The sequence below is a fragment of the Glycomyces algeriensis genome (assembly GCF_027622855.1).
GTDB lineage: Bacteria > Actinomycetota > Actinomycetes > Mycobacteriales > Micromonosporaceae > Glycomyces > Glycomyces algeriensis.
The window spans coordinates 1-22,810 of sequence record NZ_JAPZVR010000013.1 but is presented as its reverse complement, the minus strand read 5'-3'; the positions used below and the strand labels follow the sequence as shown (position 1 = coordinate 22,810).

Here is a 22,810-nt window from a genome sequence, read left to right as displayed (position 1 = left end):
CAGCATGCTCTACGACTCGATCCTCAACGCCGGCGAGTACTTCACCAACTACTACCTCGAAGAACTCCTACCCGGCGAGGTCACCAAGACCCACGCGAAGGCCTGGAACGAGACCGACCGCGGCACGGACGGCGTCTCGCCGCGCAAGCGCCTCCTCGACCTGCGCACCCCGTACCAGAAGGCCCGTGTCGCGATCGTCAACGCCACTGAGGCACGCACCGACGAAGCGAACGGCGATGGCGCGCAAGGCAACAGCCCGGAACCTGGCAGTTCAGCAAGCAGCAGTTCGGAACGCAACGACGCGGCGGACCAGCGCGCCGCGGACACCCCGCCCGCCGTCGGCGAGCGCCGCAAAGCCGCCCTGCACGCCTGGCACCTCGACCTCCTCGCCGGACTCGGCTACACCCCCGAACCTGAGACCGTCGAGCTGACGAACTGCGGCGAGACCCGCGAGATTTCCCTTGCCTACCAGTCGAAGACGGTCTTCGCCGTCGAATGCGACTTCCGCGAACTCGCCGGCGACGCCGCCGACCTCGGCCAAGTCCAAGTCCTCCAGGACGGCTTCCGCGACGCCGCGAAACTCGCCGACTGGCTCTTCGGCATTGACGGAAACGCGCCCAAGTACGTGCTGCTGCTCTGCGGCGGTGTCGTCGTCACGGCCGACATCGACTCCTTCCGTGAAGGCCGCTACCTCGCCGTCTCCATCGGCACCGTCCTCGAACGCAACGACAAGCCCGAAGCCGGCCTCGCCACCGCGCTCGTCGCTCGAGAAATGCTCGAACCTCTCGACGCCGCCGAACCTGACGCTACCGGACTCGACAACCTGGTCAAGCAGTCCCGGACCCAGGCCCAGGGCGTCTCGAAGAGCCTCCGAGAGGGCCTGCGCCGCTCGGTCGAGATCATCGCGAAGGAGGTCCTCGACTGCCTTCGCGAGCAGGAATTCGACTGGACCGACTTCTTCACCGACCGCGAATTCGCCGACCGCCTCGCCACCGAGAGCCTGCGGTACCTCTATCGGATCCTCTTCCTGCTCTTCGCCGAAGCCCGCCCCGAACTGCGCATCCTGCCGACCGACAGCCCCGACTACCAGTCCGGCTACTCGATCGCCCGCCTCGGCCGTACCGTCGAACGCGAACTCGGCGAGGAATCGCGCGAAGGCACCTACCTGTATGAGTCGCTCGCCCTGCTTTTCCGCCGTGTCAACGACGGCTACCGCTTCGAAGGCTCCGACGGCAAGGCCCGCATCGTCTTCGAACCGCTCCAGTCGCGCCTTTTCGACCCCGCCTCGATCACGCTCATCGGCAACGACCTCAAGCCCAGCGACGACGACTACGTCTGGCCGGTCGACACCCGCCTTCGTAACAAGGCGCTCCACCGAGTGCTCCGGATGCTCATGATCGACGACGGCACTCTCAGTGGAAAGCGCGGACGCCGCGGCCAGACCCAGTTCATCTCCTACGCCAAGCTCGGCATCAACCAGCTCGGCGCGGTTTACGAAGGACTGATGTCTTACACCGGCCGCATCGCTCGCGGCGAGACGCTTTACGAAGTGGCCCAAGCGAAGGACCTCAAGGACAACAACGGCCAGTCGAAGGACGGCTCCTGGCTGATCCCCGAGAGCGAAGTCGACGAGTACCCGGCAGACGTGTTCGTCAGCGTCGAAGACCCGTACACCGGCGACCGATCCCCGGTCACCTACCCGGATGGGTCCTTCGTCTACCGCCTTGCGGGGCGCGACCGTGAGACTTCAGCGTCGTTTTACACTCCGCTGTCGCTGACGCAGACCACGGTTGAGCTGACGGTCCGCCAGCTCATTGAGGAACATGGCGGCCAGGTTGCGGCCAAGGACCTGCTGAACTGGAAGATCCTGGAACCCGCGCTCGGGTCTGGCGCGTTCCTCAACGAGGCCATCAACCAGGTCGCCGCGAAGTACCTGGAGCTGCGACAGTCCGAGACCGGCAAACGCGTCGACCCCGACAAGTGGGAAGAGGAACTGCGCAAGGTCAAGGCCTACATCGCACTCCACAATTCGTACGGAGTCGACCTGAACGCGACCGCGACTGAGTTGGCTGAGGTCTCGCTGTGGCTGAACGTCATGTACCCGGGCCTCAAGGCCCCTTGGTTCGGCTTGCATCTGCGACACGGAAACTCCCTCATCGGTGGTCGCCGAGAGACATACAGCCTCAAGGAACTTGCCCCGGCCAAGGGCAAGCCGTTTTGGTACGACATCACCCCACGCCACGACAAGCTCAGCGAGATCCCAGCAGGGGAGTTGCCGGAGGACCGCATCCACCACTTCCTGCTGCCGAGCAAGGGCTGGGCCGCGATCGCGGATCACAAGGAAGCGAAGGCCCTGGTCGGGGATGACGCCAAGGCACTCGGAAAGTGGCGCAACAGCTTCACTAAGAAGCTCAACAAGAAGCAGCTCGAACGGGCACAGCGTCTGGCTCGACAGGTGGAGTACTTGTGGGGCCTGGTGAGGCGGCGCTTGGAGCTGTCGGAAGAGGCGATTGCCCGCGATATCGATGTTTGGGGGGCACCGGAGCTCGCAGAGCACTCTGGGAACTTGGCCATCAACAAGGAACAAGTCCTCGTGGACCTGCATCGCCATGGCTCACCGTACTGGCGTCTCAAGAAGCTCATGGACACTTGGTGTGCGCTGTGGTTCTGGCCTGTAGGCGAGACAGAGTTGCTGATCGGCCCCGAAGAAGTGAACCCAGCCCCGGGTGGACCGAGCCACCTACGGGATCTGGACGAGTGGTTTAAATACTGCGAGGCCATCGTTGGCAACACCCTGCCCGGAGATTTCTTCGGTAAGGAGCTGCCCGCTGACCTGAACGCGCTCACCGACCATGAAGACCAACTGGACGCCTGGACAGGCTGGCAGCACTATCTGTTCCTAGAACAGAACGATCAGAAGTTCGCCTTCATTACCGAGCTTGACAGGATTGTACGCGAGCAGCACTTCTTCCACTGGGAACTACAGTATGCACATGTCTTCCGAAATGGCGGATTTGATCTTCAGGTAGGCAATCCGCCGTGGTATCGGCCAATCTGGGACAGCGATGGAATTATGTCAGAAGCTGACCCGCACTACGTGCTGAGCAAGTGGAACGATGCGCAGAAGAGAAGTCGTAAAGAAGCATTGCTTGCCGAAGAAAAAGTACGATCATATTTCCTAAATGAGGTTGCAAACCATGCCGGTCTGAGCGCGTTTGTCGGACATGTCACGACTTACAACTTGCTAGCAGGGACGCAGCCGAACTTCTACCGCTGCTTCATGGTACGGACTTGGTCGAATGCAAAGTTGAAGGGGACTATTGGCCTAATACATCCCGATACGCATCTGTCCGGTGCAAAGGAAGGAAGGTTGCGGTCGGGTGCCTATGGGAGGTTGCGGGTACACGGACACATGGTCAATGAGCGAAAGCTCTTTGACGAAGTCCATAATCTCATGGAATATGGGCTTCACATATACTCGTCTCCGCAGGAAATCTCATTTACGCATCTCTCATGGGCTTATGAAGCTTCGGTCATAACTGGATCTATGAATCACGACGGCCATGGGCCACTTCCTGGATTGAAGTTCGATGGCGGTTGGGATATAAGGCCGCACGCGGGTCGAGCTATTCAAGTTGATCTGTCCGTACTGGCGGAGTGGAATAAACTTCCAGGGGTGACGGACGATCCGATCGAAGAAACCAAGATTCTATATCCAGTTTCTGTGGCCGAGCTCGAGCCGATTGCGAAGTTGGCCGAAGTTTCACACCGATTCGGTGATCTCGGTGCGGATATTTCTTCCGGGTACCATGAATCTGCTGACAAGAAGGCAGGGTACTTCATCGACATCGACCGGTCAGCGGAAATTAGTGACAAGCCCGCTGCAAAGGCCGTAGATTCATGGAGCGAGGTAATTCTTCAGGGTCCGCACTTTGCGATCTCAACGCCGTTTTTCAAGTCGCCACGTACGCCGTTGAAGAGCAATAAAGATTGGGAGCCATTCGACATAACTAAGCTCCCTCCGAATGAGAGGCCGATAACGAACTACCGTAGATCGGTCGATCTAGAACTCTACCGCAGAAAGCAGGATCGATGGATTGATTATGCGTCATGGACAGCGAAAAAGAGCGATGCGCTGGAGCGGGAGCGGGCTGAGGATTGGTTGCAAAGTAAGGCCGATCCTTCTGGAACTGAGATTCCTGAGGCCCTCGTTGACACTTTCCTAATGGATGAGTCCAAGCGTCCGTATACAGATTTTTGGCGTATGGCTTGGCGTGAAATGATACAGGTCACGAATGAACGATCGCTTTACGTTTCGCTTATTCCACCAGGTCCGGCACATGTCGATGCGGTCCATACTGGGCGTCTTCCTGATGACCTGGCTACGGTTGCACAAGTTGGGTTCTGCTCATCTCTCCTATTGGATTATTATGTGCGAGTCACCGGAACCTCCCATCTCAAAGCCGGAAGCGCTCGCAATTTTCCTTCCGTCCCGCCGTCGCATCCTCTTGCCTCAGCGCTTCAGCTACGAACGCTGCGGCTGAACTGTCTGACGGAATCTTATGCCCCAGTCTGGGAGGAATATTGCAATGTGGAAGAGATTTCAATGGAAGATTGGGCGTTTCCGTGGCCTGGAGTTGCTCCACTAAATAGTGTCGGGCCGCAATGGGGCTATGAGACACCTCTCAGGACCGACTTTGAGCGCCGAGCTGCACTAATCGAAATCGACGTGCTCTCGGCTCTAATTCTCGGGATAACCGCCGAGCAACTGAAGACCATTTATGCCGCTAGATATGTGGTTCTTGGTGGTCGCGAGGAAGCAACCTGGTTTGACTCTGCTGGCAATAAACTGTGTGGCGACACCAAAGCAGCCGGGTACAAGCAGGCGCACACCGAAGGCCTCGACGGGTTGGTGAATGCGAAGTTGCCGTTCCAGCAGCTCTCCTCTTACCTCGCCGGGGATCGTGACGAGGGGCCGTCCGGATTCCCCCGATTCCCGGAGTCCTCTGGCTTGGCCTACTACCGGGCTAACCGGCTGGGGATGCCTGTGGATGACGAATACCCGCAGGGTGTCAACGGCAACGCTGAAGCCGATACTCTCGGTGAGTACGCCCACGCGCACAAGGTGTTCAGTGAGCGTCTCGCGAAGTTGACCGGTGAGAAGAGCTAGGAGCGTATGTGAAGCCGTCGATCGTCGCTCCCAGCCTCAAGAAGACTGTCTTGACCTACCTGACCTCGACCTTCGGACTGGTCGAGGATGCGACGGCCGATGCTCTCGCTGAGTTCTTCTCTCACCCGACCGACGGCCTGTTCCAAGGCCCCTTCCTCCGCGTCCGTGCGCCCTTCCGTCCCGCAGCCGAAGGCTGGCAGCGTCACCTCGATTGGTACCCACCGGGTTTCACTCCGCACCTCCACCAGGCGAAGGCCTGGGAGCGTTTGTCGTCTCGTAGCGGGCGAGTGCCCGAACCGACCGTCGTCGCAACGGGCACTGGCTCGGGTAAGACTGAATCGTTCCTAGTCCCCGTCCTCGACCACTGCGCTCGTCACGCCTCCGAGCCTGGTGTCAAGGCCGTCATCATCTATCCGATGAACGCCCTAGCCACGGACCAGGCTGGGCGCCTTGATGAAATGCTTGCCGACAACAAAGAACTCGCGGGCGTCACCGCCGGTCTCTACGTCGGTGAGCAGTCCGCAAAGTCGTACCGTCGACTCCTCACTGAGCGCTCCGACATGCGTCAGTCGCCGCCGGACCTCCTCCTCACCAACTACAAAATGCTCGACCTGCTCCTCACCCGAGCCGAGGACGCGCCGCTCTGGGCCGACGGCAACCTCACCTACCTGGTCATCGACGAGTTCCACACTTTCAATGGCGCCCAAGGCACCGACGTCGCGATGCTCCTGCGCCGTCTCAAGGCGGCAAGCAACACCGACCCGACCCCCGTCGCAACCTCGGCCACGCTCGGCGATGACGAGCAGGCCCGTGAGGTCGCGTCCGCGATCTTCGGACGCGACTTCGCCCCTGGCTCGGTCATCGGTGAAGACCGCTTGAGCGCCATGGAGTTCGTGAAGCCGACCAATGAGCGTCAGCTGGAACCGAGCGTCCAGGAGATTGCCGCGCTGCCGGATCCGTACGAGCACCGCGAAGCGATCGCCGATGTCTGCAAGGCGATCCTCGGCTCGGCGAACCTCACCCCGCAGGAAGCGGGGGAGAAGCTGCGGAGCCACCCGCTCCTCATGGCGGTGCTCGACGGGTTCGCGTCCGGGAAGCTCATCACCGCAGACAAGTTCTACGACAGCCTCACCGGCTGGATGATGTACCCCTGGAAGCAGGCCTGGGACTCAGTCGCCGGCCACGACGATGCCGTGATTGCGCTGGAGCGTCTGCTAGCCCTGATCTCGTGGGCGCGCATCGGGAATCGTCCGCTGCTGCACGTCGAGACGCACTTCTGGATCAGGTCCGTCTCCCGTCTCCTCCGCAATGTGCCGCAAACCGAAGAAGAGCCGATCGCGTTCGCCTGGTCGACCAGCCTCCCTGAGTCCGGCCGCTGGCTGCCCGCAATCTCCTGCCGCCACTGCGGGCGCTCCGGATGGATGGTCAAGACCAAACCACCACGCAACGACGAGCTGAAGCTCAACCCCGCCGAGATCTACGTCCAGGCCCGCGTAGACCGGAAGCAGACTCGCGCCCTCATCGCCGCTTACAATCGCGAAGAGCACTCCTTCGATCCGAGGGCCCGCATCGAGGACAACCCTCCGCTCAAGCTCCTCGAGGGCGAGACCTTGGCCGACTACCTCCCCGGAGGCACCGGCACGGCAGTCCTGGTCGATCTCGACAGCGACGAGTCCGCCCGTTCCGAGCGCTGTCCCGCCTGCGGGAACGAGAACGCGATCCGCTTCATCGGTGCAGGCCTCGCCACGCTCTCCTCAGTCGTCCTCACCGAGGTGTTCCAGCACGCCGTGGACCCCGAAAGCGGGGATCAGGCAAAAGCCCTGCTGTTCAACGACTCCGTGCAGGACGCCGCACACCGGGCCGGGTTCCTCTCGGCCCGCGCCGGGAACTTCTCGCTGCGCACGCACTTCGCGGCGATCCTCCAGAACCTCGACAATCCCGATCTGGCCGAAGCCGCTGCTGCTGCGCTGATCGGCATGGCTGAGAACCCAGAAGCCCTCGGTGGTGTCATTCCGGCGGATCTTCACCCGAACCCCGGCGTCGCGAAGCTGCTCAGTGGCGATGATCAAGGCTCCGAAGGCACTTGGCGGTTCGTCGGCCAGCGCCTAGCGCTCGCCCTGATGCTCGAATTCGGTCTCCGCTCCTACGCGGGCCGCACCTTGGAGAGGACCGGCGTGGTCGCCACGACGGTCGATCTGCCTGAAGAGGTTCGTCCGCTCCTGCGGGATGCTTTGCGGCGCAGTGGTGCCCGCCAGTCGCTCATTCCGATCGAGCCCGAGGATCTGGCCTGGCACGCCCGTGGCGTGCTGGACCGCCTGCAGATGCGCGGCGGGATCTGGCACGAGTGGCTGCGCGAGTGGGTCCGGAACGACGGCTCGAAGCGCTGGAACGTCTGGGGCGGGCGCGAGCCCGGCATGCCGGCGTTCCCCGATGGAGTCTCGGCCCCGACGTTCATGCTCGACGGCAATCGGAACCGGACCCAGTTCGACCGGCTCGAGACCAACGGCGAAACCTGGCTGACCGACTGGACGCGGCGGGTCCTGCACCTCAACCCAATTGAGTCCCGCAAGTACCTGCGGGAGCTGATGCGGCTCCTCGCCGATCAAGGCGTGGTCAGCCGCATCTCCACCGGGGCGAACACGGTGTACGCGTTGACCGCCGGGAGGATCCACCTCTCACTGCTCTCCAAAGAGGACGCAGCGAGATCCCAAGTCGGATGCGACGTGTGCTCCTGGCAGCGGACCGTGCATCCCGACGAACGCGAGGCCTGGATGGCGACGCCGTGTCCGCGTTGGCGGTGCAGCGGCACGATGCGCGAGGCCACCTGGCACGACGAGTACTACTTCGACCGCTACACCGCCGGAGATGTGCTGCGTCTCCAGGCCGCCGAGCACACGGGCATCCTCAGCCGCGAGCAGCGCGAGAAGGTCGAGGAGCAGTTCAAGCACGCCTCCTCCTGGGACGCGCCGAACGTGCTCACCGCGACCTCCACCCTCGAACTCGGCATCGACATCGGCGACCTCTCGACCGTTGCCCTCGCCGGCATCCCGCCCGCGCCCGCCTCGTACGTGCAGAGGTCCGGCCGTGCCGGTCGCACTACCGGCAATGCGCTCACGATCGCGTTCGCCGACCGTCGGCCGCGCGACCTCGCGTACTTCACCGACCCGGATCTGATGATCAACGGGGACATCCGTCCGCCCGGGGCACGGCTCGAAGCGAGCGCGATCCTGCGACGCCAGTACACCGCGTTCCTGGTGGACAAGGCCGCGCGGGGAGTGCTCTCCGGTGTGAAGCCGTTGCCGCGCTTGGCAGGGGAGGTGTTCGGTCAAGGCAGGTGGCTTGAAGGCTTCACTGAGGCGGCGCTCGTAGGCGCACCGGTGTTCGGCGTTGAGTTCTGCGACCTGTTCGGGGATCGGATCGGTTCGGAGGTCGCTGCAGACCTGCGGCAGTGGGCGAGCGCGGGCATCGAACGCGATGTCAAGACCGCCGCCGAGCGCTGGGAAGCGGGCCTGGCGCGGCTGCGCGGCCGTCGCGACCAGTTGCGCGATGCCCGCAAGATCCTGGAGGCCGCACCCGAGACGCGGCCCGACAAGCAGCGGGACCTGCGCATTCTGAACGCCGAGATCCGGGCGGTCGGCAAACGCCTCTCGGACATCGAGCACGGCATGACCGCGCACACTGCGCTCACCGAAGGCGGGCTGCTCCCGAACTACGCCCTCATCGACTCCAGCGTGAACCTCGAGGCGACCTTGACGTTCGTGCGGCAGGACAGTCCTGACGCGCAGCGCGAGTACGTCACCGAGCTGCGCGACTACGCGCGCCCGGCGAGCAGCGCCATCACCGAGTTCGCGCCAGGCAACCACGTTTACTTCCGCGGCTACGCCCACGAGGTCAAGGGAATCGACCTGGGCGGCAAGGACGCCGAGGTGATCGAGACCTGGAACATCTGCCCGTCTTGCGGGTCCGTTGCAAAGGGCTTGGAGGCCGAGACGCGGCTGCGCTGCGGGCACTGCGGTACCGACGTCTCCGACATCGGCAACTGCCACGATGTGGCCGTCCCGCTCACGGTGTACGCCTATGACCGCGCCGCCGACATCCGCATCGACGACCGTGACGACACCCGCGACCAGCGCCTCTACAACACGATCACCACCGCGGAAGTGACCGTGCCCGCGCAGTCATGGCGCTCCACGGGCGGAAACTTCGGGTTCGACTACACCCCGGAAGCCGTCGTCCGCCGCGTCAACCTCGGGCCCGTCCCCAGGACCGAATCGCCCGGCGACAAGGTGCACTTTGCGGGGGAGGAGCGCACACTCAACCCGTTCTGGGTCTGTCCCGAGTGCGGCGGGACCGGGCTCGACACGGACCCGACCGGCAAGGGCGACCCCCGCTGGAACCCCGAGGCCGACCCCGAGAAGCGCCACCACAGGCACTGGTGCCCTAACCGCGACAACGGCACTCAGCACCGGAAGGTCCTGCTCGCGCACGAGCTCGACACCGAGGTGCTGCGGTTCCTGCTGCCCATGCGCGACACCGAGGACGTCCAGGCGATCCTCTCGTTTCAGGCCGCCCTCACCGCCGGCATCAATAAGTACTTCCGCGGCGACACCAGCCACCTCGACACCGTCACCTGCACGATGGCCGATGCGAAGAAGCCAGGCACGGACGCGCCGCCCGCCGCCCGCGTGTTCACCGTCCTGTTCGACCAGTTGCGCTCCGGCACCGGCTACCTCAAGCAGCTCTCTGACCCGGAAGCGATGCGCAAGGTCCTCCAGGAGGCCTTGCAGTTCTGCGAGGCCTGCGACTGCGGCACCGCCTGCCACCGGTGCCTGCTGCTCTACACCCGGGAGCGCCACTATCCGCACATCAGCCGTACCGCCGCCGCGAACCTGCTCGAACGGCTCCTCGACGGCTGGGCGATGGAGGCGAACTCCGGGATCGGCGACATCTCCCTCAACGAGAAGGCCGACTCGCGTCTCGAGAAGCGGTTCAACGAGGCCCTGCACGAGATGGCCACGCATGACGAGACCTTCAGCATTGCGAAGGCCGCCAAGTACGAGCGCGAACTGACCTTCATGCCCACGGGAGCACCCGTCACGCGCTGGCGGATGCGCACCCAGCACCGGGACGACGCGGTCGACACGCTCCCCGACTACACGTTCACCCGGATCGACGGCCCGCCCGAGACCGTCCTGCTCTACCTCGACGGGTTCGACTACCACGCCCAGCCCGGCTTCAATCGGGACCGGCGCGATCAGGGCAAGATCCCGCGCACCAGCGACGACGCCGCCAAGCGCGGTGCGCTGATTGACGCGGGACGCCGCGTCTTCGCCGCCACCTGGCAGGATGTCGAACGGCTGCAAGGGAAGTCCGGAGCTTATGAGGCGCTCCTCGGATTTCAGGCGCAGCAGGCCGCGGCGCAGGAGTTCGGCATCCCGGTCGAGAAGCTGAAGGAAGAGATCACCCAGAATCCGTTGTCGTTCCTGTTCGACTACCTCGCCCACCCCGACGCCGAGGAGCAGCGGGTCATCGCCCGAGCCGCGTGCGCGGCGCTGCTGGTCGAGACACAGATGGGGGAGAACCGTGCCCCGATCGTGCAGTTCGACTCGGGCGCGGTCGAGGACGCGGTGGCGGCGCTGGCCCGCGGCGGCGATCCCGCGCCGGGCGCCGGGGGCATGGGCGCGGTCCGCAAATCGCCGTACCTCAACATTGCCGTCGGCTTCGCCGGACACGACCTCCAGACTGCACCAGTTGTCGCCGAGATCGTATTCGACGACGACCCCGACGTCGACGACCGGTTGATCAAGTCCTACCGCGAGGCATGGCGGAACTGGCTGCGCTGGTCGAACGTCCTGCAGTTTCTCGCTCCGGATGACGCCTTCGCTCTGCGGGCCAAGGGAATGCCGCAACTCGCCCCGCCACGCGAGCCGGTCAGGGTCGACGCATCCTTCCACGGGGCGGCGCTGCTGGGCGACATCGAGGGCGACGACATGCGCCGGCTCGCGGAAGAACTGCTCGCCGGCGGCGCACCGGCCCCGCAGATCGGCGAAGAGCACATCGACGGGTTCGCGGCCGAACTCGCCTGGCCCAACCTGCTTATCTCCGTCTTCGCCGACCCGGTGGGACGCATCGACAGCAGCGAGTCCATCTCCGAGTACCGCAAAGCCGGCTGGCAGGCCGACACGCTGTCCAATTGGGACCGTGAAGCACTCCTGCAACTCTTGACGAACGGCACCCCTACCGAGGAGGAACCGAGTGAGCGCCGATAACACCGCCCGCATCCAGATCGAGGAATCGGCGATCAACGACATCAGTCGCCTGTGCAAGGGCGACAGGGGCTTCGGCGCGAAGTTCACCGCATTCCAGGGCAAGTTCCAGCAGAACTACGAGAACCCCGGCCTGAACCTCGAGAAGCTCTACGCCGGCAAGCAGGAGCTGTACTCCGCCCGCGTCGACCAGAGCATCCGCGCGATCTTCCTGCCCGCGCAGGGGAGCGTCTGGACGCTCGTCCGTGTCGGCGGTCATGAGGTGTACGACGAGATCAAGCGGACGGTTTTCACCTACAGCAACACCGACGGCCGGGTCGAGTACACCGTCGTCCCTCCCGGCGTCGCCGTCGAGACCGCCGACCGGCCCGCCCGGAAGCCGGTGGACGAGTCCGGGCCATTCCAGGCCTGGACCGATGCCCAACTGATCGAACTGGGTGTCAACGAGCGCTTCATCCCCTCGGTGCGCGCCTTGCGAACCGAAGAAGAAGCCGAAGCGTTCCTCAATGACACCACCGGCCTCTCGCACAAGGTGCTCGAATCGCTCCTGCTCGGCTCTACCTTCGAAGAGGTCTACGCCGAAGTCACCGAGCCCTCCTCCGCAAGCCAACCGGCCAAGAACTTCGACGAGGCGCTCGAACGCAGCGCCGACCGCATGACCTCCTCCGACGCCGTCATCGACGCGATCCTCTCAGAGGACTGGTCGAAGTGGCGCCTGTTCCTCCACCCGGGCCAGCGCGCCGCCGCGACCAAGGACTACAGCGGCCCCGCCCGCATCTCCGGCGGCCCAGGCACCGGTAAGACCGTGGTCATCATTCACCGCGCCCGCGAACTGTCCCGGCGAGAGGGCTTCGACGGACGCATCCTCGTCGCTACCTTCAACAAGGCGCTGGCCGGGGACATCAAGAACAAGATCCTGACCCTCGGCGGCAAGCAGACCGCCGCTCTCATCGATGTGGCCCATGTGGACAAGCTGGCTCGCGACTACTTTGTCGAGGCGCTCGGCGAGCAGCAGGGGAACCGGGATCGCGCGAGCGACGCGGAGGTTCGGCGCCTCTGGGAGGAGGCCATCATCCAGGCCGGCCAGATCGCCGACGGCTTCAGCGCGTCGTTCCTCGAGGAGGAGTACAAGGACGTGGTGCTCGCGCTCGGCTTGAGCGAGCGCGCCGAGTACCTGCAGGCGCCCCGGCGGGGCCGCGGCCGCAGGCTCAGCCGGGCCGAGCGGAACGTCGTCTGGGAGCTCACCCGGCGATTCGAGGCCCTCCTTGAGCGCGAGGACAAGACCACCTTCGAGAAGATCGCCGCCATCGCCGCCGCGCATGCGGAAGCGAATGCCGCCCAAGGGAAGTACCCGTACGCGCACATCCTGGTGGACGAGGCGCAGGACCTCAGCCCGCAGCACTGGCGGATGGTCCGGAACCTGGTCGCCGAAGGCCCGAACGACCTGTTCCTCGCCGCGGACGCCCACCAGCGGCTCTACCAGAAGCCGATCGTCCTCTCCAGCCTCGGCGTCAACATTCGCGGCCGCTCCTCTCGTCTCAAGCTCAACTACCGCACCAGCCGCGAGATCCTTCGCCGGACCCTGTCGTTCCTCGGCGACGACGACTTCGAGGACTTCGACGAGGGGACGGACACGCTCGACGGCTACCGCGCCGTGCTCAGCGGCGGCCACGTCGAGATTCAGAAGGCCGACCGCTCGAGCGACGAGCTCGACGCGGTCGTCGAACAGGTCAAGCGATGGCGTGCGGAGAATCCAAAGGCCGACATCGGCGTCGCCGCACCGACGAACGAGCTTGTGCGGACCGCGAAGTCCGCGCTGGAACGGGAGGGCGTGCAAGTCAGTGGTCTGGACGCCAAGCCGCGCGACGGCGAGAGCCGGGTCTGCGTGTCGACCATGCTCCAGATGAAGGGGCTCGAGTTCCAGTACGTCATCTGCTTCGGCCTGGGCGCTGAGAACTTCCCGCTCTATCACCAGCGTCCGGTCGATGGGGATGACAAGGCGACCTTGCGCCGCAAGGAACAGCAGGCGCGGTCGCTGCTCTTCGTCACCGCCACAAGGGCACGCGATCAGCTCGTGCTGATCTACGGCGGCGACACGAGTCCCCTGATCAGTAACCTGCGAGCGTGATTCCGCCTACTCTGTTGGCGGAGAAGGAGTTCCGCCAGGCGTAGAACGACCGCCCGAACTAGACGCTTTCGTCTGGTCGGCGTGTCGTGCCTTGAAAACGGCGAAAAGACATGGAACAGTTTCAGCACGCGTGTATCACGCGTCCTTTAGAACAACCGAATATCAAACGCGGCGGGCCGCCTGAGGCCTTGGCAGAAATCCGGCGGCCCGCCCCTTACCAGAGAGGAGACCTCTCGTGGTCTCGTTCAGCGTACGCCATGACCCGGTCCCGGCCTCGGTCAAAATCGACCTCGAACTCCACAAGCCGTACCGCACCTGGTTCGGTTTCGGCCGCCTGCGCTGCGAATGGTGCAACCACAAGTGGGGCGCCCACGGCTGCCCGCAGCGTCGCTCCGCCGTGAAGCTCCTCGCCTCCCGGATCAGCTCCGACTCGCTCCGGGACGTGCTCACCACGCTCATCGGCTTCACCTGGGGCGGTGCCGCATGACGAGCACCGAACCCGACCTCCCCGGCCGCCGCGATCCCGAGCGCATCGTCTTGGGCCGCTTCAACCTCGAGCACCGACGCATCGAGGTCTACCAACTCTCCGGAGGCTCCACCACCTCCGTCCGGCTGCGCCGCATCGCACCCGAACCCGCCGTCGACCTCGGCTACATCAACCGCATCGGCTCACCGTTCGCCCGCCTCCACCTCTACCGCGCCGAATGGTCCACCGCGCTGCGCCGCAACGCCAAAGACAAGACCACCGCCATCTGGCACCACGCCGCCCGCCACGAAGCGGAGGTCGAAGGATGACCCTCCGCTTCGCCGACGGCCTGCCCGTCCTCGGCTACCGCGAGATCGACGGCCGCACCCTTGCCTTCGCCTGGGCATGGCACGAACCGACCCTCCGACTGACCTTCACAGAACACACCCCACCGCTCCTTGGCCACGTCACCCATCTCGACTGCCTCCCGCGCCTGGCCGCCGCCCCCGACAACCTCGCCTGGCTGAACCAGGACGACCCGGCCCGCACCCGCGCCGTCCTCGACCGCGCAATTGATCTCTGGCGCAGAAAGGACCAGATCTTCCGCGACCGCAACGGCTGACCGACTCAGAGGGATGCGGGAGTGCCGCCGCGATGTCCGCTACCGTTCCTCGGCCGGGACCAACCCAGTACAAGGGGCCTCGCAGCGATGGGGCCTTGCGCTAGATTCAGGGGCGCTGGGCTGCCCGGTCGAGCACCTCCTGCTCGCTCAAAGCGCTGCCCGGGTGGTGGCTCAGACACATCGGGACCACGGTTTTGCGGAAGGCGACTCCTTCGCTGGCGATGTAGAACTCGCCGGCTTTCAGCCGGGAGACGTCGGGGACGCTGCCGCCCTTCGCACGGGCTAGATCCTGCACCGCCTCGATGTGGGCGATGGTGTTGAGGAAGCCGTAGTACTGGGTGGCGCAGTTACCGACCAGATGCGAGTGGATCCCTCGTGGCGACTGCGTGGCGAAGACCAGCCCCAGGCCATATTTCCTTGCCTGTGCGGCCAAGGCGATCGTCGAATAGGTGCACGGTGTCGATCGTCCTGAAGGCGCGAACGTCTGCGCCTCGTCCATCACGTACAGACCGCCGAGCGGGCGGTCACCCGAAGGCCGGCGTTTCACCCACGAGAACAGCGCCATCTGGAGCTGGTTCACGAACCCCTGACGGTCCTCCTCGTCGGGCAGCCCGACGAAGTTGACCACGGAGACTCGGGCCCTCTTCCCCGGAGCGGGAGTGAGCAGGACCGCGGGGTCGAGCGGTTCTCCTTCGCCACCGAAGAGCGGATCGTTGATGCGAACGGCTTCCAAGGTCTGCGCCATCTCGTGCGCGAGTGCGTCCGCCTTGGCAATTGAGCTGGTTTCAGCAGGAAGGTCGTTGAGCAGGCGCAGGTAGTCCTGGAGGGTCCCCGAGGGCGTTCGTTCGGCGAACATCTGGAGTGACGAGCGCAAGATGGCCCGGCGCTGCTCGTCCTTGGGGGTCTTGCCGTCCACTTTCGCTCGCGGCGCGAGAAGGGACACCGCTGAGTCGATCGCGAGGCGGTACTCGTCGGGATCGTCGGCCACCGCAGTGAAGTCCGGAAGAGGACGGAACGACAGCGGGCGGCCGGTCTGCCTGCCAGGGGTCCAGACCACGACCTCTGTGCCTTCGAGGTATTGCTCCGCCGCGATTGCGTCACCGCCGTCCCAGCTCGCGGGCGGTTCCGGCCACGGATCGCTCAGGCGGGCGAGGTCGTTGTTCGGATCGAGCACGATCACCGAGATGCCGCGAAGCGCGCACTGCTCGATGAGCCGCCGCAGCATCGCGGTCTTTCCCGAACCGGAGCCGGCGAATACCGCGGTGTGCTTTGCGAGTGCGGCAACATCGAGTTCGATTGTGGCCGAAGGCTTCTCGCCACGCCCAAGGTTGATCGGCGCACCGGGATCCGGGGGATCAGGGCCCTCGTCGCCGGACTCATCGGACGCTCCTTGCCCCGCGATGAGCACGGCGCGGACCACCGATGTGCCCGAGGCGGGCTTTCGCGCCCGGAGCCAGGCCTCGAAATGACGGTCGCCTTCCTTTCGCATGTCTCGCAACGCGGTGAAGACGCGCAGTTCCTTGAGCAGATCAGCGGTGAGGATTCTTCCCCCGCTGTGCTGGAACGCGCCCTCGGTCGCGACGATCGTCCGTGTCGGGTTCCATTTCTGCGGTCGGAGCAGGACCGCATGTCGCTTCCCGTTCTGGAAGGTGAGTTCCGCGTCGCCGGTGAGCTTGCGGGCCCGGCTCTGAATCGCCTTCCAGTGGCTTGCTGTCACCGTTCGGACGGTGAACTTCTCGACGGCCTCGCTGTCCTCGTCGACTTCGCGGACGAGCCGGACGTGCCAGCCGAGGTATTCGCCCGGGGCCGGCTTGTAATGCTCATTCTTGGTCACCTGCCAGTCGTGCTCGGCCCCGAGTTCGGTGAGAGCGCACGTGAAGCCTTCGAAGAGCAGGTCGGGCACGGCGGAGTCCTCGCCGGTCTTGCTGAACACGAGGTCGACGTCCGCGGTATCGAGGAGCTCGCTGAAGCGGGCGTCCAGTGACGCGAGCGCCTGAGGTTCGATCGGTGCCGGCGGGGTGACCGGTTTACCCGTGGGCGCGAACGTCTCCAGTTCGAGGACCACCCCTTGATTGATGCACTCCTCGATGTGATCGCGAATCTGCTGGAGCAGGTACCGGGGACGGAAGTGGCCGGGGACCTCTTCGAAGGCCTCCGGCTTGATCGGCCAAGTCGGGTAAGGCGGCGCGAAGCCGACATGGTCGAAGGCGATCCGAAGCCGCTCCGCCGCCAGGTCTCGCGCGGCCTCCGCAGACGGCAGATCTCTGAACGCGACCATCGGGTGGAACCGGTCCTGCGCAGTGCCCGAGGCCCACGTACTGAAACGCTCCCAAGCCAGTGGCTGGCATGCAAGCACGAGCGCCGCCCGACGGAGGTTCTGGCGAAGGTCCATGAGCCCTTCGCCGAGATCGGTGATGAGGTCACCTTCCGGCGCGATCCCGGAGGATTCCTGTCCGGAAGTGCGATGGACCGTCTGGCGGACCAGCTCGTCGACCTGGTCGACGCTCACCAGCATTCCCGAGACGGTGGCGATGAGCTGCGAGATGCCGATCGCGACGCGCTGCGGATCGGGCTCGGACTCACCGAGACTCCACTCCCTGCGCAGTTCAGGGTTGGAATCACCGTTTGCGTTGAGGTAGTCGATACCGATGTCCGCGGTGTCGGCGTCCTGCGCGTTCGAGAGCGCCAGGGCGATCGCGGTGCGGCGCGCATCGGAGCCGAGATGGCTGAATTTGTGGTGCAGAGCCTGTTTGAACCCGTTGGTGTCCATCGGAACGATCGCCGCACCATGCATCAGGCGTTCCCGGTCTGCAGAGGGAAGTCCGACGGCGGCGGTAAAGCGATCGAGCAGGAACATTCGCTGGCTCGGCGCGCTGACGTGGGGCCGCCGCAGCGCATCGACGATGCGAAGGCACATGGTCGGCCAGAAACCGCGTTCGCGCGAGGGCTCGAACGGTACGAAGATCCCCCCGGATTCCTGAACGTATCGTCCTGCCCAGCTGAGGGCGTGGGTCTTGCCGGATCCCTTCGGGCCGACGATCGGCAGGATCTCGGCACTGTGGCCTCCCCGAACCACCACCGTGTCGATCGACGAGCGAAGCGCGTCGCCGACGTGCCGGTTGACGGCGTCGGTGTGGCCGGGGACGCCGTCCCAGAGCTGGTCCGTTGTGGGCGCGAGCGTTGAGGAGAGGGTGTGCCGCAGCTCCTTGAGAACGGCGATGGGGTCTGCGGTCACAGAGGCCGTCCAATCGATATGAGGTGTCGGTCCTCGCCTCCGATGCGGATGGCGGCTTCCCGGTCCTCCGGTGTGATGCTGCGGCGGTTCTCCTCGGGAATGAGCGTGACGTCTCCGGCGACGTGGAGATCGTGGATCAGGCGGTCCAACGATTCCCGCTCGACGCCTTCGAGTTCAGGGCGAAGGTCGGCAAGCGAGACCCAGGCCCCGGGTCTCGGGGCGAGCGCGAAGTACGCCGCGCTCAGGCCTTCCTTGGACGCCGCCTCTGGCTCGGCCTGAGACTTGACGAGGTCGAAAACGTCCAGGCCATTGGCGGCCAAGAGCTCTGCAAGGCGCTCGAACATGCCTTGATTGATGCGGTGGCCAAGGCTCGCTGAGGAGTCGGGCCCGGTCCGCAGTGCCTCTCGGCACAGTTCCCGACCTTTTTCGGTCAGCAGCAGATCAAATGGGGCATTGCCGCTCTTGCGGCTGCTTGAGATATAGCCGCCCAGTTCAAGGGCGGTTCGTGGCTTGCTCACAAGCCTGAAGCGATAGCGCTGCCAGAGTTCTGAGTTCGAGGCAGAACCCCCGAAACTCGCCAAGGCGATGAGTTTGTCAAGTTGATCTTGGGGGAGCTCAGATGGCATGGAGAGGTCCTATGCTCGGAGATGTAGGGGTACATGATGGTCCGACGGCAACTCATCATACTCAGCCCGCAGCGTTTGCGATAGGGTCGATTTTCCTCAGGCGCAAGATCATTTTTGTTGGCGCAGAGGGGGGTTGCGAACTCACCGGTGCTGCAATACAGTGACTGGTCGACCCTTCTCATCCATCGAATCGCGCATGGAGCCCTTCATGATCCGTCGACAGGTGAAACGTCTGTCCACTTTGGAAGATGTTGCTCGGAGTCCTGTCAAAGAATCGGCTGAAACTGATCTTGACTCGAGTAAAGGTCCGCAGTGGCTCCTCGACCAAGCGGCGAATCGGGGTCCGGATCGCCCGCTGCGCATCAAGATCGAGCACTTGATCGCCTTCTGGCAGGCGCGAATCGTCTCCAGTACGGTCATCTTGCGCATCCTGGAGGAACTCGAGAAGCACGGCCTGACGGTAGAGCCCGACCTGCACGGACTCGAATTGTCGGCGGTCGTGGAGATTCGACCCGTCGGACAGGAAACCGCGGGGGACACCTCCGCGATCGGCTACAGCATCGGTGACATCCCCGCGGCGAGGGACGGTTTGTACTGCGTGAACTGGGATGAACCGGTGACCGCGATGTTCGATGAGATGCTGCGCAGTGGACGCGACCACATCGGCGTCATCGACAAGGACGGCCTCCTGATCGGGTGCGCGAACATGATCGAGGTGAGCCGGGCGATGCACAATTCGCCCGAGACTCCCGCGGAACTGGTCGCCAAGGGAAGGCACCTGGAGGTGAACGCCTCCGAGAAGCTCTTCCGTTGGACCGGCGAGATCATCAGGCGTGGGTACGTATGCGTGGTCGACGAGTCCGGTTCGGTCACCGGGGCGGTGAACTGCGCCGACATCACACTCGAGCACGAGCGGCGCATGCTCCCGCTGTCGTTGATCGAGGAGATCGAAGTGCGGCTGCGCAACAGCATCCCCGAGCGCATCGATGTGGCATACCGCCGAAGGGGCAAGGTGTTCAGAGAACGGAAGCGACCCGATGACCTCACCTTCGGCGATTACGTCACGTTGATCCGTGAGGACGAGTCATTTCGGAAGATGGGCTGGGGCGTGCCCGGATCCCGGCTGAGCAAGGCGGTCAACCGTGTCCGGATCATCCGCAATGCCGTCTTCCACCACCGGCCCGGGCGCCCGAACCAAGATGACGTAGCAGAGCTCGAAGCGCTCCTCAGAACCCTCGAAGTCTTCGACAATTCATCTGGGAAGAATCCCCGCCGTGATAATGCGTCCAACGATCCGGGGCAGAACCGGTGACCAAAGCCATTAGAGCGAAATACCTCCAGCTCAAGCGAATCCTCGGCAACGAGGAGATGTACGGGGTCGACAAGACCGCGATCGACCGCGCCCGAAGGTTCCGGATCGAACAGGTCCTGCCGGCGGTTGTCCAGGGCATCAGGGAGAACTGGGCTCAGCCGACCAAAGAGGCGGTCGACCTCCTGGTGAGTCTTTCGGGCCACTCGCCCGAGACGACCGTCGTCTCGTTCGAGATGCTGCGGCCTGGACGGCTTCTGGTCCTTCAGTCCGAGGCCGCTGACCAGAGCATCGACACGATCGTCGAGTACGCGAGCGTTCCACCGTCGCGGATCGAGACGCGGAGGGTCGACCCCAACGACCCGCTGTCGACATACGCGCATGTCAAGGAGAATGCCGAGCAGATCTGGAAGCGCACCGGTCGCAGGGCCAATGTCGTCATCGACATCACCGGTGGAAAGAAGATCATGAGCGCTGCAGCAGCCCTCGCCGCGGCGCAGCTCGATCTTCAGCTGTGCTACATCGACGGCCGGTACGACCCTTCGCTACGACAACCGGTGCCGGGCACCGAACGGCTCGTTCTTCTGCCCAACCCCACTGAGATATTCATGGAACGGGAGATGGACAAGGCCTGCACACTGCTCGCGCACGGTGACTTCCCCGCCAGCCGTCGTCGATTCGCAGAACTCGCCGAGAAGACCGATCGTTCCTCGCATGCCAGATTCGGGCGGGATCTCGCCCACTGCTACGGCGCTTGGTGCAACTTCGACAGTCAGAACCTGCCGATGCGGGCAGAAGCGCTCCGCCGGCGACTGGACGACCTCCGCTATCAACCGTCGCAGCCGGTCCGCGACAGGATCGAAGCGCAGCTCGAGTTCCTCGACGCACTTGCCGCCGAACCGAACGGCATCCATGCGACATTGAACTACTTCCTGATCGCAGGCCACTACCGCAAGCGTGAACAGCACGAACTGGCGGTCCTGCTGCATTACCGAACCCTTGAACACCTTCTCTGCCGGAGCCTCGAACAGCGTGCCGAGGGGTTTCGTTGCGAGGCCCCGGATTGGGGGCTGCTCAGCGACGACCCGAACGATCTGGCAGAGCGCTTCCGGCGAGTCGGTGCGCGAATCTACCGCACTGAGTCCGTGAGCCTGCCATTCCGGATCGGCTTGATGGACGCCGCTCTCCTTCTGCATGCTCTTGAGGATCCAGTCGCTTCGGCTCTTGGCCTGGACGACGAGCGGTCGCTCTTCGCGCTCATGCGGCAAGCCGAGACTCGCAACCGGAGTGTGCTCGCCCATGGGTCTCAGAGCGTGAACTCCGAAGCGAGCCAACAGTTCGAGAGCTACGTATGGGACCGACTGCTCAAATACTGGCCACTTCAGTCCGAACTCCCCCGACTCGGTCCTTACGTGCAAGCCCTCCGATTCGTCGAGCACCTCTGAGCTGGATGGCGATTGGGGTCCATGCCTTGAACGAGACGATCGATACCGGGGCCCTCCCTGTGCCTGGCGGCTACTTCATCGTGCGGGCGGGCCGTCCGGAACGCACGCCCTTCCATCGGCTCGGCGAGCCGACCGACTTCCGATACAGCCACACCTACGCCGGGGGTGGCTCGACCACTCGAGACGACCTCATCGAGTTGATCGACAGTGCTGCTGAGCAGGTCCTTGTGGCCAGCTACCTCATCGGCGACGAGATGCTCTGCCGTGCCCTGGAGAAAGCGGCTGCGCGGCTGCAAGGCCGCGTCCACGTCATCGTGAACCTTGATGGACCTCGCCTGAGCGACGATCTCGATGAGGCTCTTGAACGGCGGAGGTTCGAAGCACTTGCAGCACAAGGGGTCACCATACGAAGCTATCCAGGCTGCCACGCCAAGTTCGCCGTCATCGACCAACGAGTCGGACTCGTCCACAGCGCGAATTTCATGACGAGGGCATTCGACACAACCGGCGAAAACGGGGTGGTCATCCGCGATCCTATGGCGGTAGCGGATGCGGTGCGATTCTTCGAGTGGATCTGGCGCGGAGCGCTTTGGGAGGTGAGCTCCGCCGGTGCGGGTGAGATCGTGCCGCGCAATCCGGAGATTCGCGCCCTCCGAACACTTTGCAGCCCTGCCGTACCCGGCTTAATCTGGACCTTTCACGACGAGCATCTGATCCTCGACGCCATCATCGATCTCATCGACAGCGCCGAACAAGAGCTGGTGCTGGCGACGTTCAACGTGAACGGGATGTCGCGCCGGCCCGAACTCCTGCATGACCCTCTCCGCACTGCGGTCGCGCGCGGAGTAACGGTGAAGCTCCTTATGAGGGCTCGGGGCGGACCTGAAGCCGGGGACGAAGCCGCGGCGCTCCAGGACCTCGGCGTGGATCTCTATCCCTGCTCGCTCAACCACGCGAAGGGCATCGTGGCCGACCGGGCCCGCGGGGCAATGTTCTCGGCGAACTTCGATGCCCGCTTTGGTCTCGATCGAGACGTCGAACTCGGCGTGAGATTGGACGGGACCGCGGCCTTGGCCGACCTGCTCCGGTTCTTCGAACATTCGATGGCCGAGCACGACCGTGGATTTGTCCGGCATCCCGATGCCCGCACGCTGGCCTTGGGGTGGGGTTCCCTGCCGTTCCCCGCAGGCGAACGGCTGGACGTGACCGCCACGCTCGAAGACTGGAAGCGCCTCCGCGACTTGGCGTGCGGCCCGGTGATCTTCAAGCAGTGTCAGGGGCACTTGTCGCTCTACGCTGAAAATCAGTCGTGGAGACTTGAACGCAGCCGTGTGAGCGGGTGCTACCGGCTGGAAGCCGGTGCACCGCAGCAGAACTCCGCAATGAGTGGAATTCTGGACGGTCGGGCAAAGGAATCAGAGGTCGGCATATGCACCGCCGTCTTTCAGTTGAGCTCGCTGCTGCTCAGGTGACCGGGTCGCGCGGCGCCGAGACCGGCGGCTGGCGCGGCGACATCGACCCGCCCGGCACGATCTGACGCGAA

The 22,810-nt window shown here is 64.2% G+C and carries 11 protein-coding genes; 9 read left to right on the top strand and 2 right to left on the bottom strand.

The genetic code is table 11. From position 1 onward, the window contains the following. Window positions 1-4: 4 nt before the first annotated feature. From O2L52_RS19610 to O2L52_RS19585, 6 genes are all read left to right on the top strand, one after another. On the top strand, window positions 5-5,170 hold the full coding sequence (locus O2L52_RS19610; protein WP_270117629.1) for a hypothetical protein: 5,166 nt from the start codon (window positions 5-7) through the stop codon (window positions 5,168-5,170). Window positions 5,171-5,178: 8 nt separating this feature from the next. Further along, entirely contained in the window at window positions 5,179-11,439 is a 6,261-nt protein-coding gene (locus O2L52_RS19605) for a DEAD/DEAH box helicase (RefSeq protein ID WP_270117628.1), read from the top strand. After that, window positions 11,426-13,564: a UvrD-helicase domain-containing protein gene (locus O2L52_RS19600; RefSeq protein WP_270117627.1), complete on the top strand. Its 2,139-nt coding sequence runs from the start codon at window positions 11,426-11,428 to the stop codon at window positions 13,562-13,564. Before O2L52_RS19605 ends, O2L52_RS19600 begins: the two co-directional genes overlap by 14 nt. 235 nt (window positions 13,565-13,799) lie before the next feature. Beyond that, a complete protein-coding gene (locus tag O2L52_RS19595; RefSeq protein WP_270117626.1) occupies window positions 13,800-14,051 on the top strand; it encodes a hypothetical protein in 252 nt (83 codons plus the stop codon). Then, on the top strand, window positions 14,048-14,359 hold the full coding sequence (locus O2L52_RS19590; RefSeq protein ID WP_270117625.1) for a hypothetical protein: 312 nt from the start codon (window positions 14,048-14,050) through the stop codon (window positions 14,357-14,359). Before O2L52_RS19595 ends, O2L52_RS19590 begins: the two co-directional genes overlap by 4 nt. After that, complete coding sequence (locus tag O2L52_RS19585; protein WP_270117624.1) at window positions 14,356-14,652, top strand: hypothetical protein; 297 nt, start codon at window positions 14,356-14,358, stop codon at window positions 14,650-14,652. Before O2L52_RS19590 ends, O2L52_RS19585 begins: the two co-directional genes overlap by 4 nt. Window positions 14,653-14,758: 106 nt before the next feature. Here the strand turns inward: O2L52_RS19585 and O2L52_RS19580 are convergent, their stop codons facing one another. Together O2L52_RS19580 and O2L52_RS19575 are read right to left on the bottom strand one after the other, a co-directional pair. Continuing rightward, the gene (locus O2L52_RS19580; RefSeq protein WP_270117623.1) at window positions 14,759-17,887 is read right to left on the bottom strand and encodes an ATP-binding protein; all 3,129 of its coding nucleotides are present in this window, start codon (window positions 17,885-17,887) and stop codon (window positions 14,759-14,761) included. Next, complete coding sequence (locus O2L52_RS19575; RefSeq protein WP_270117622.1) at window positions 17,884-18,513, bottom strand: hypothetical protein; 630 nt, start codon at window positions 18,511-18,513, stop codon at window positions 17,884-17,886. The genes O2L52_RS19580 and O2L52_RS19575 overlap by 4 nt, the downstream gene beginning before the upstream one ends. A 208-nt stretch (window positions 18,514-18,721) precedes the next feature. Between O2L52_RS19575 and O2L52_RS19570 the strand changes: the two genes are divergently transcribed. Genes O2L52_RS19570 through O2L52_RS19560 form a run of 3 tightly spaced genes read left to right on the top strand, consistent with a single transcriptional unit; the run spans window position 18,722 to window position 22,739 of the window. After that, the gene (locus O2L52_RS19570; RefSeq protein WP_270117621.1) at window positions 18,722-19,825 is read left to right on the top strand and encodes a hypothetical protein; all 1,104 of its coding nucleotides are present in this window, start codon (window positions 18,722-18,724) and stop codon (window positions 19,823-19,825) included. Further along, a complete protein-coding gene (locus O2L52_RS19565) occupies window positions 19,822-21,267 on the top strand; it encodes a TIGR02710 family CRISPR-associated CARF protein (RefSeq protein ID WP_270117619.1) in 1,446 nt (481 codons plus the stop codon). The genes O2L52_RS19570 and O2L52_RS19565 overlap by 4 nt, the downstream gene beginning before the upstream one ends. Window positions 21,268-21,293: 26 nt before the next feature. After that, the gene (locus tag O2L52_RS19560; protein WP_270117618.1) at window positions 21,294-22,739 is read left to right on the top strand and encodes a phospholipase D-like domain-containing protein; all 1,446 of its coding nucleotides are present in this window, start codon (window positions 21,294-21,296) and stop codon (window positions 22,737-22,739) included. Window positions 22,740-22,810: the final 71 nt, after the last annotated feature.

Coding starts and splice junctions, on each gene's coding strand:
- O2L52_RS19610 (WP_270117629.1), top strand. CDS start 5: ATGCTCTACGACTCGATCCTCAACGCCGGCGAGTACTTCACCAACTAC.
- O2L52_RS19590 (WP_270117625.1), top strand. CDS start 14,048: ATGACGAGCACCGAACCCGACCTCCCCGGCCGCCGCGATCCCGAGCGC.
- O2L52_RS19585 (WP_270117624.1), top strand. CDS start 14,356: ATGACCCTCCGCTTCGCCGACGGCCTGCCCGTCCTCGGCTACCGCGAG.
- O2L52_RS19575 (WP_270117622.1), bottom strand. CDS start 18,513: ATGCCATCTGAGCTCCCCCAAGATCAACTTGACAAACTCATCGCCTTG.
- O2L52_RS19570 (WP_270117621.1), top strand. CDS start 18,722: ATGATCCGTCGACAGGTGAAACGTCTGTCCACTTTGGAAGATGTTGCT.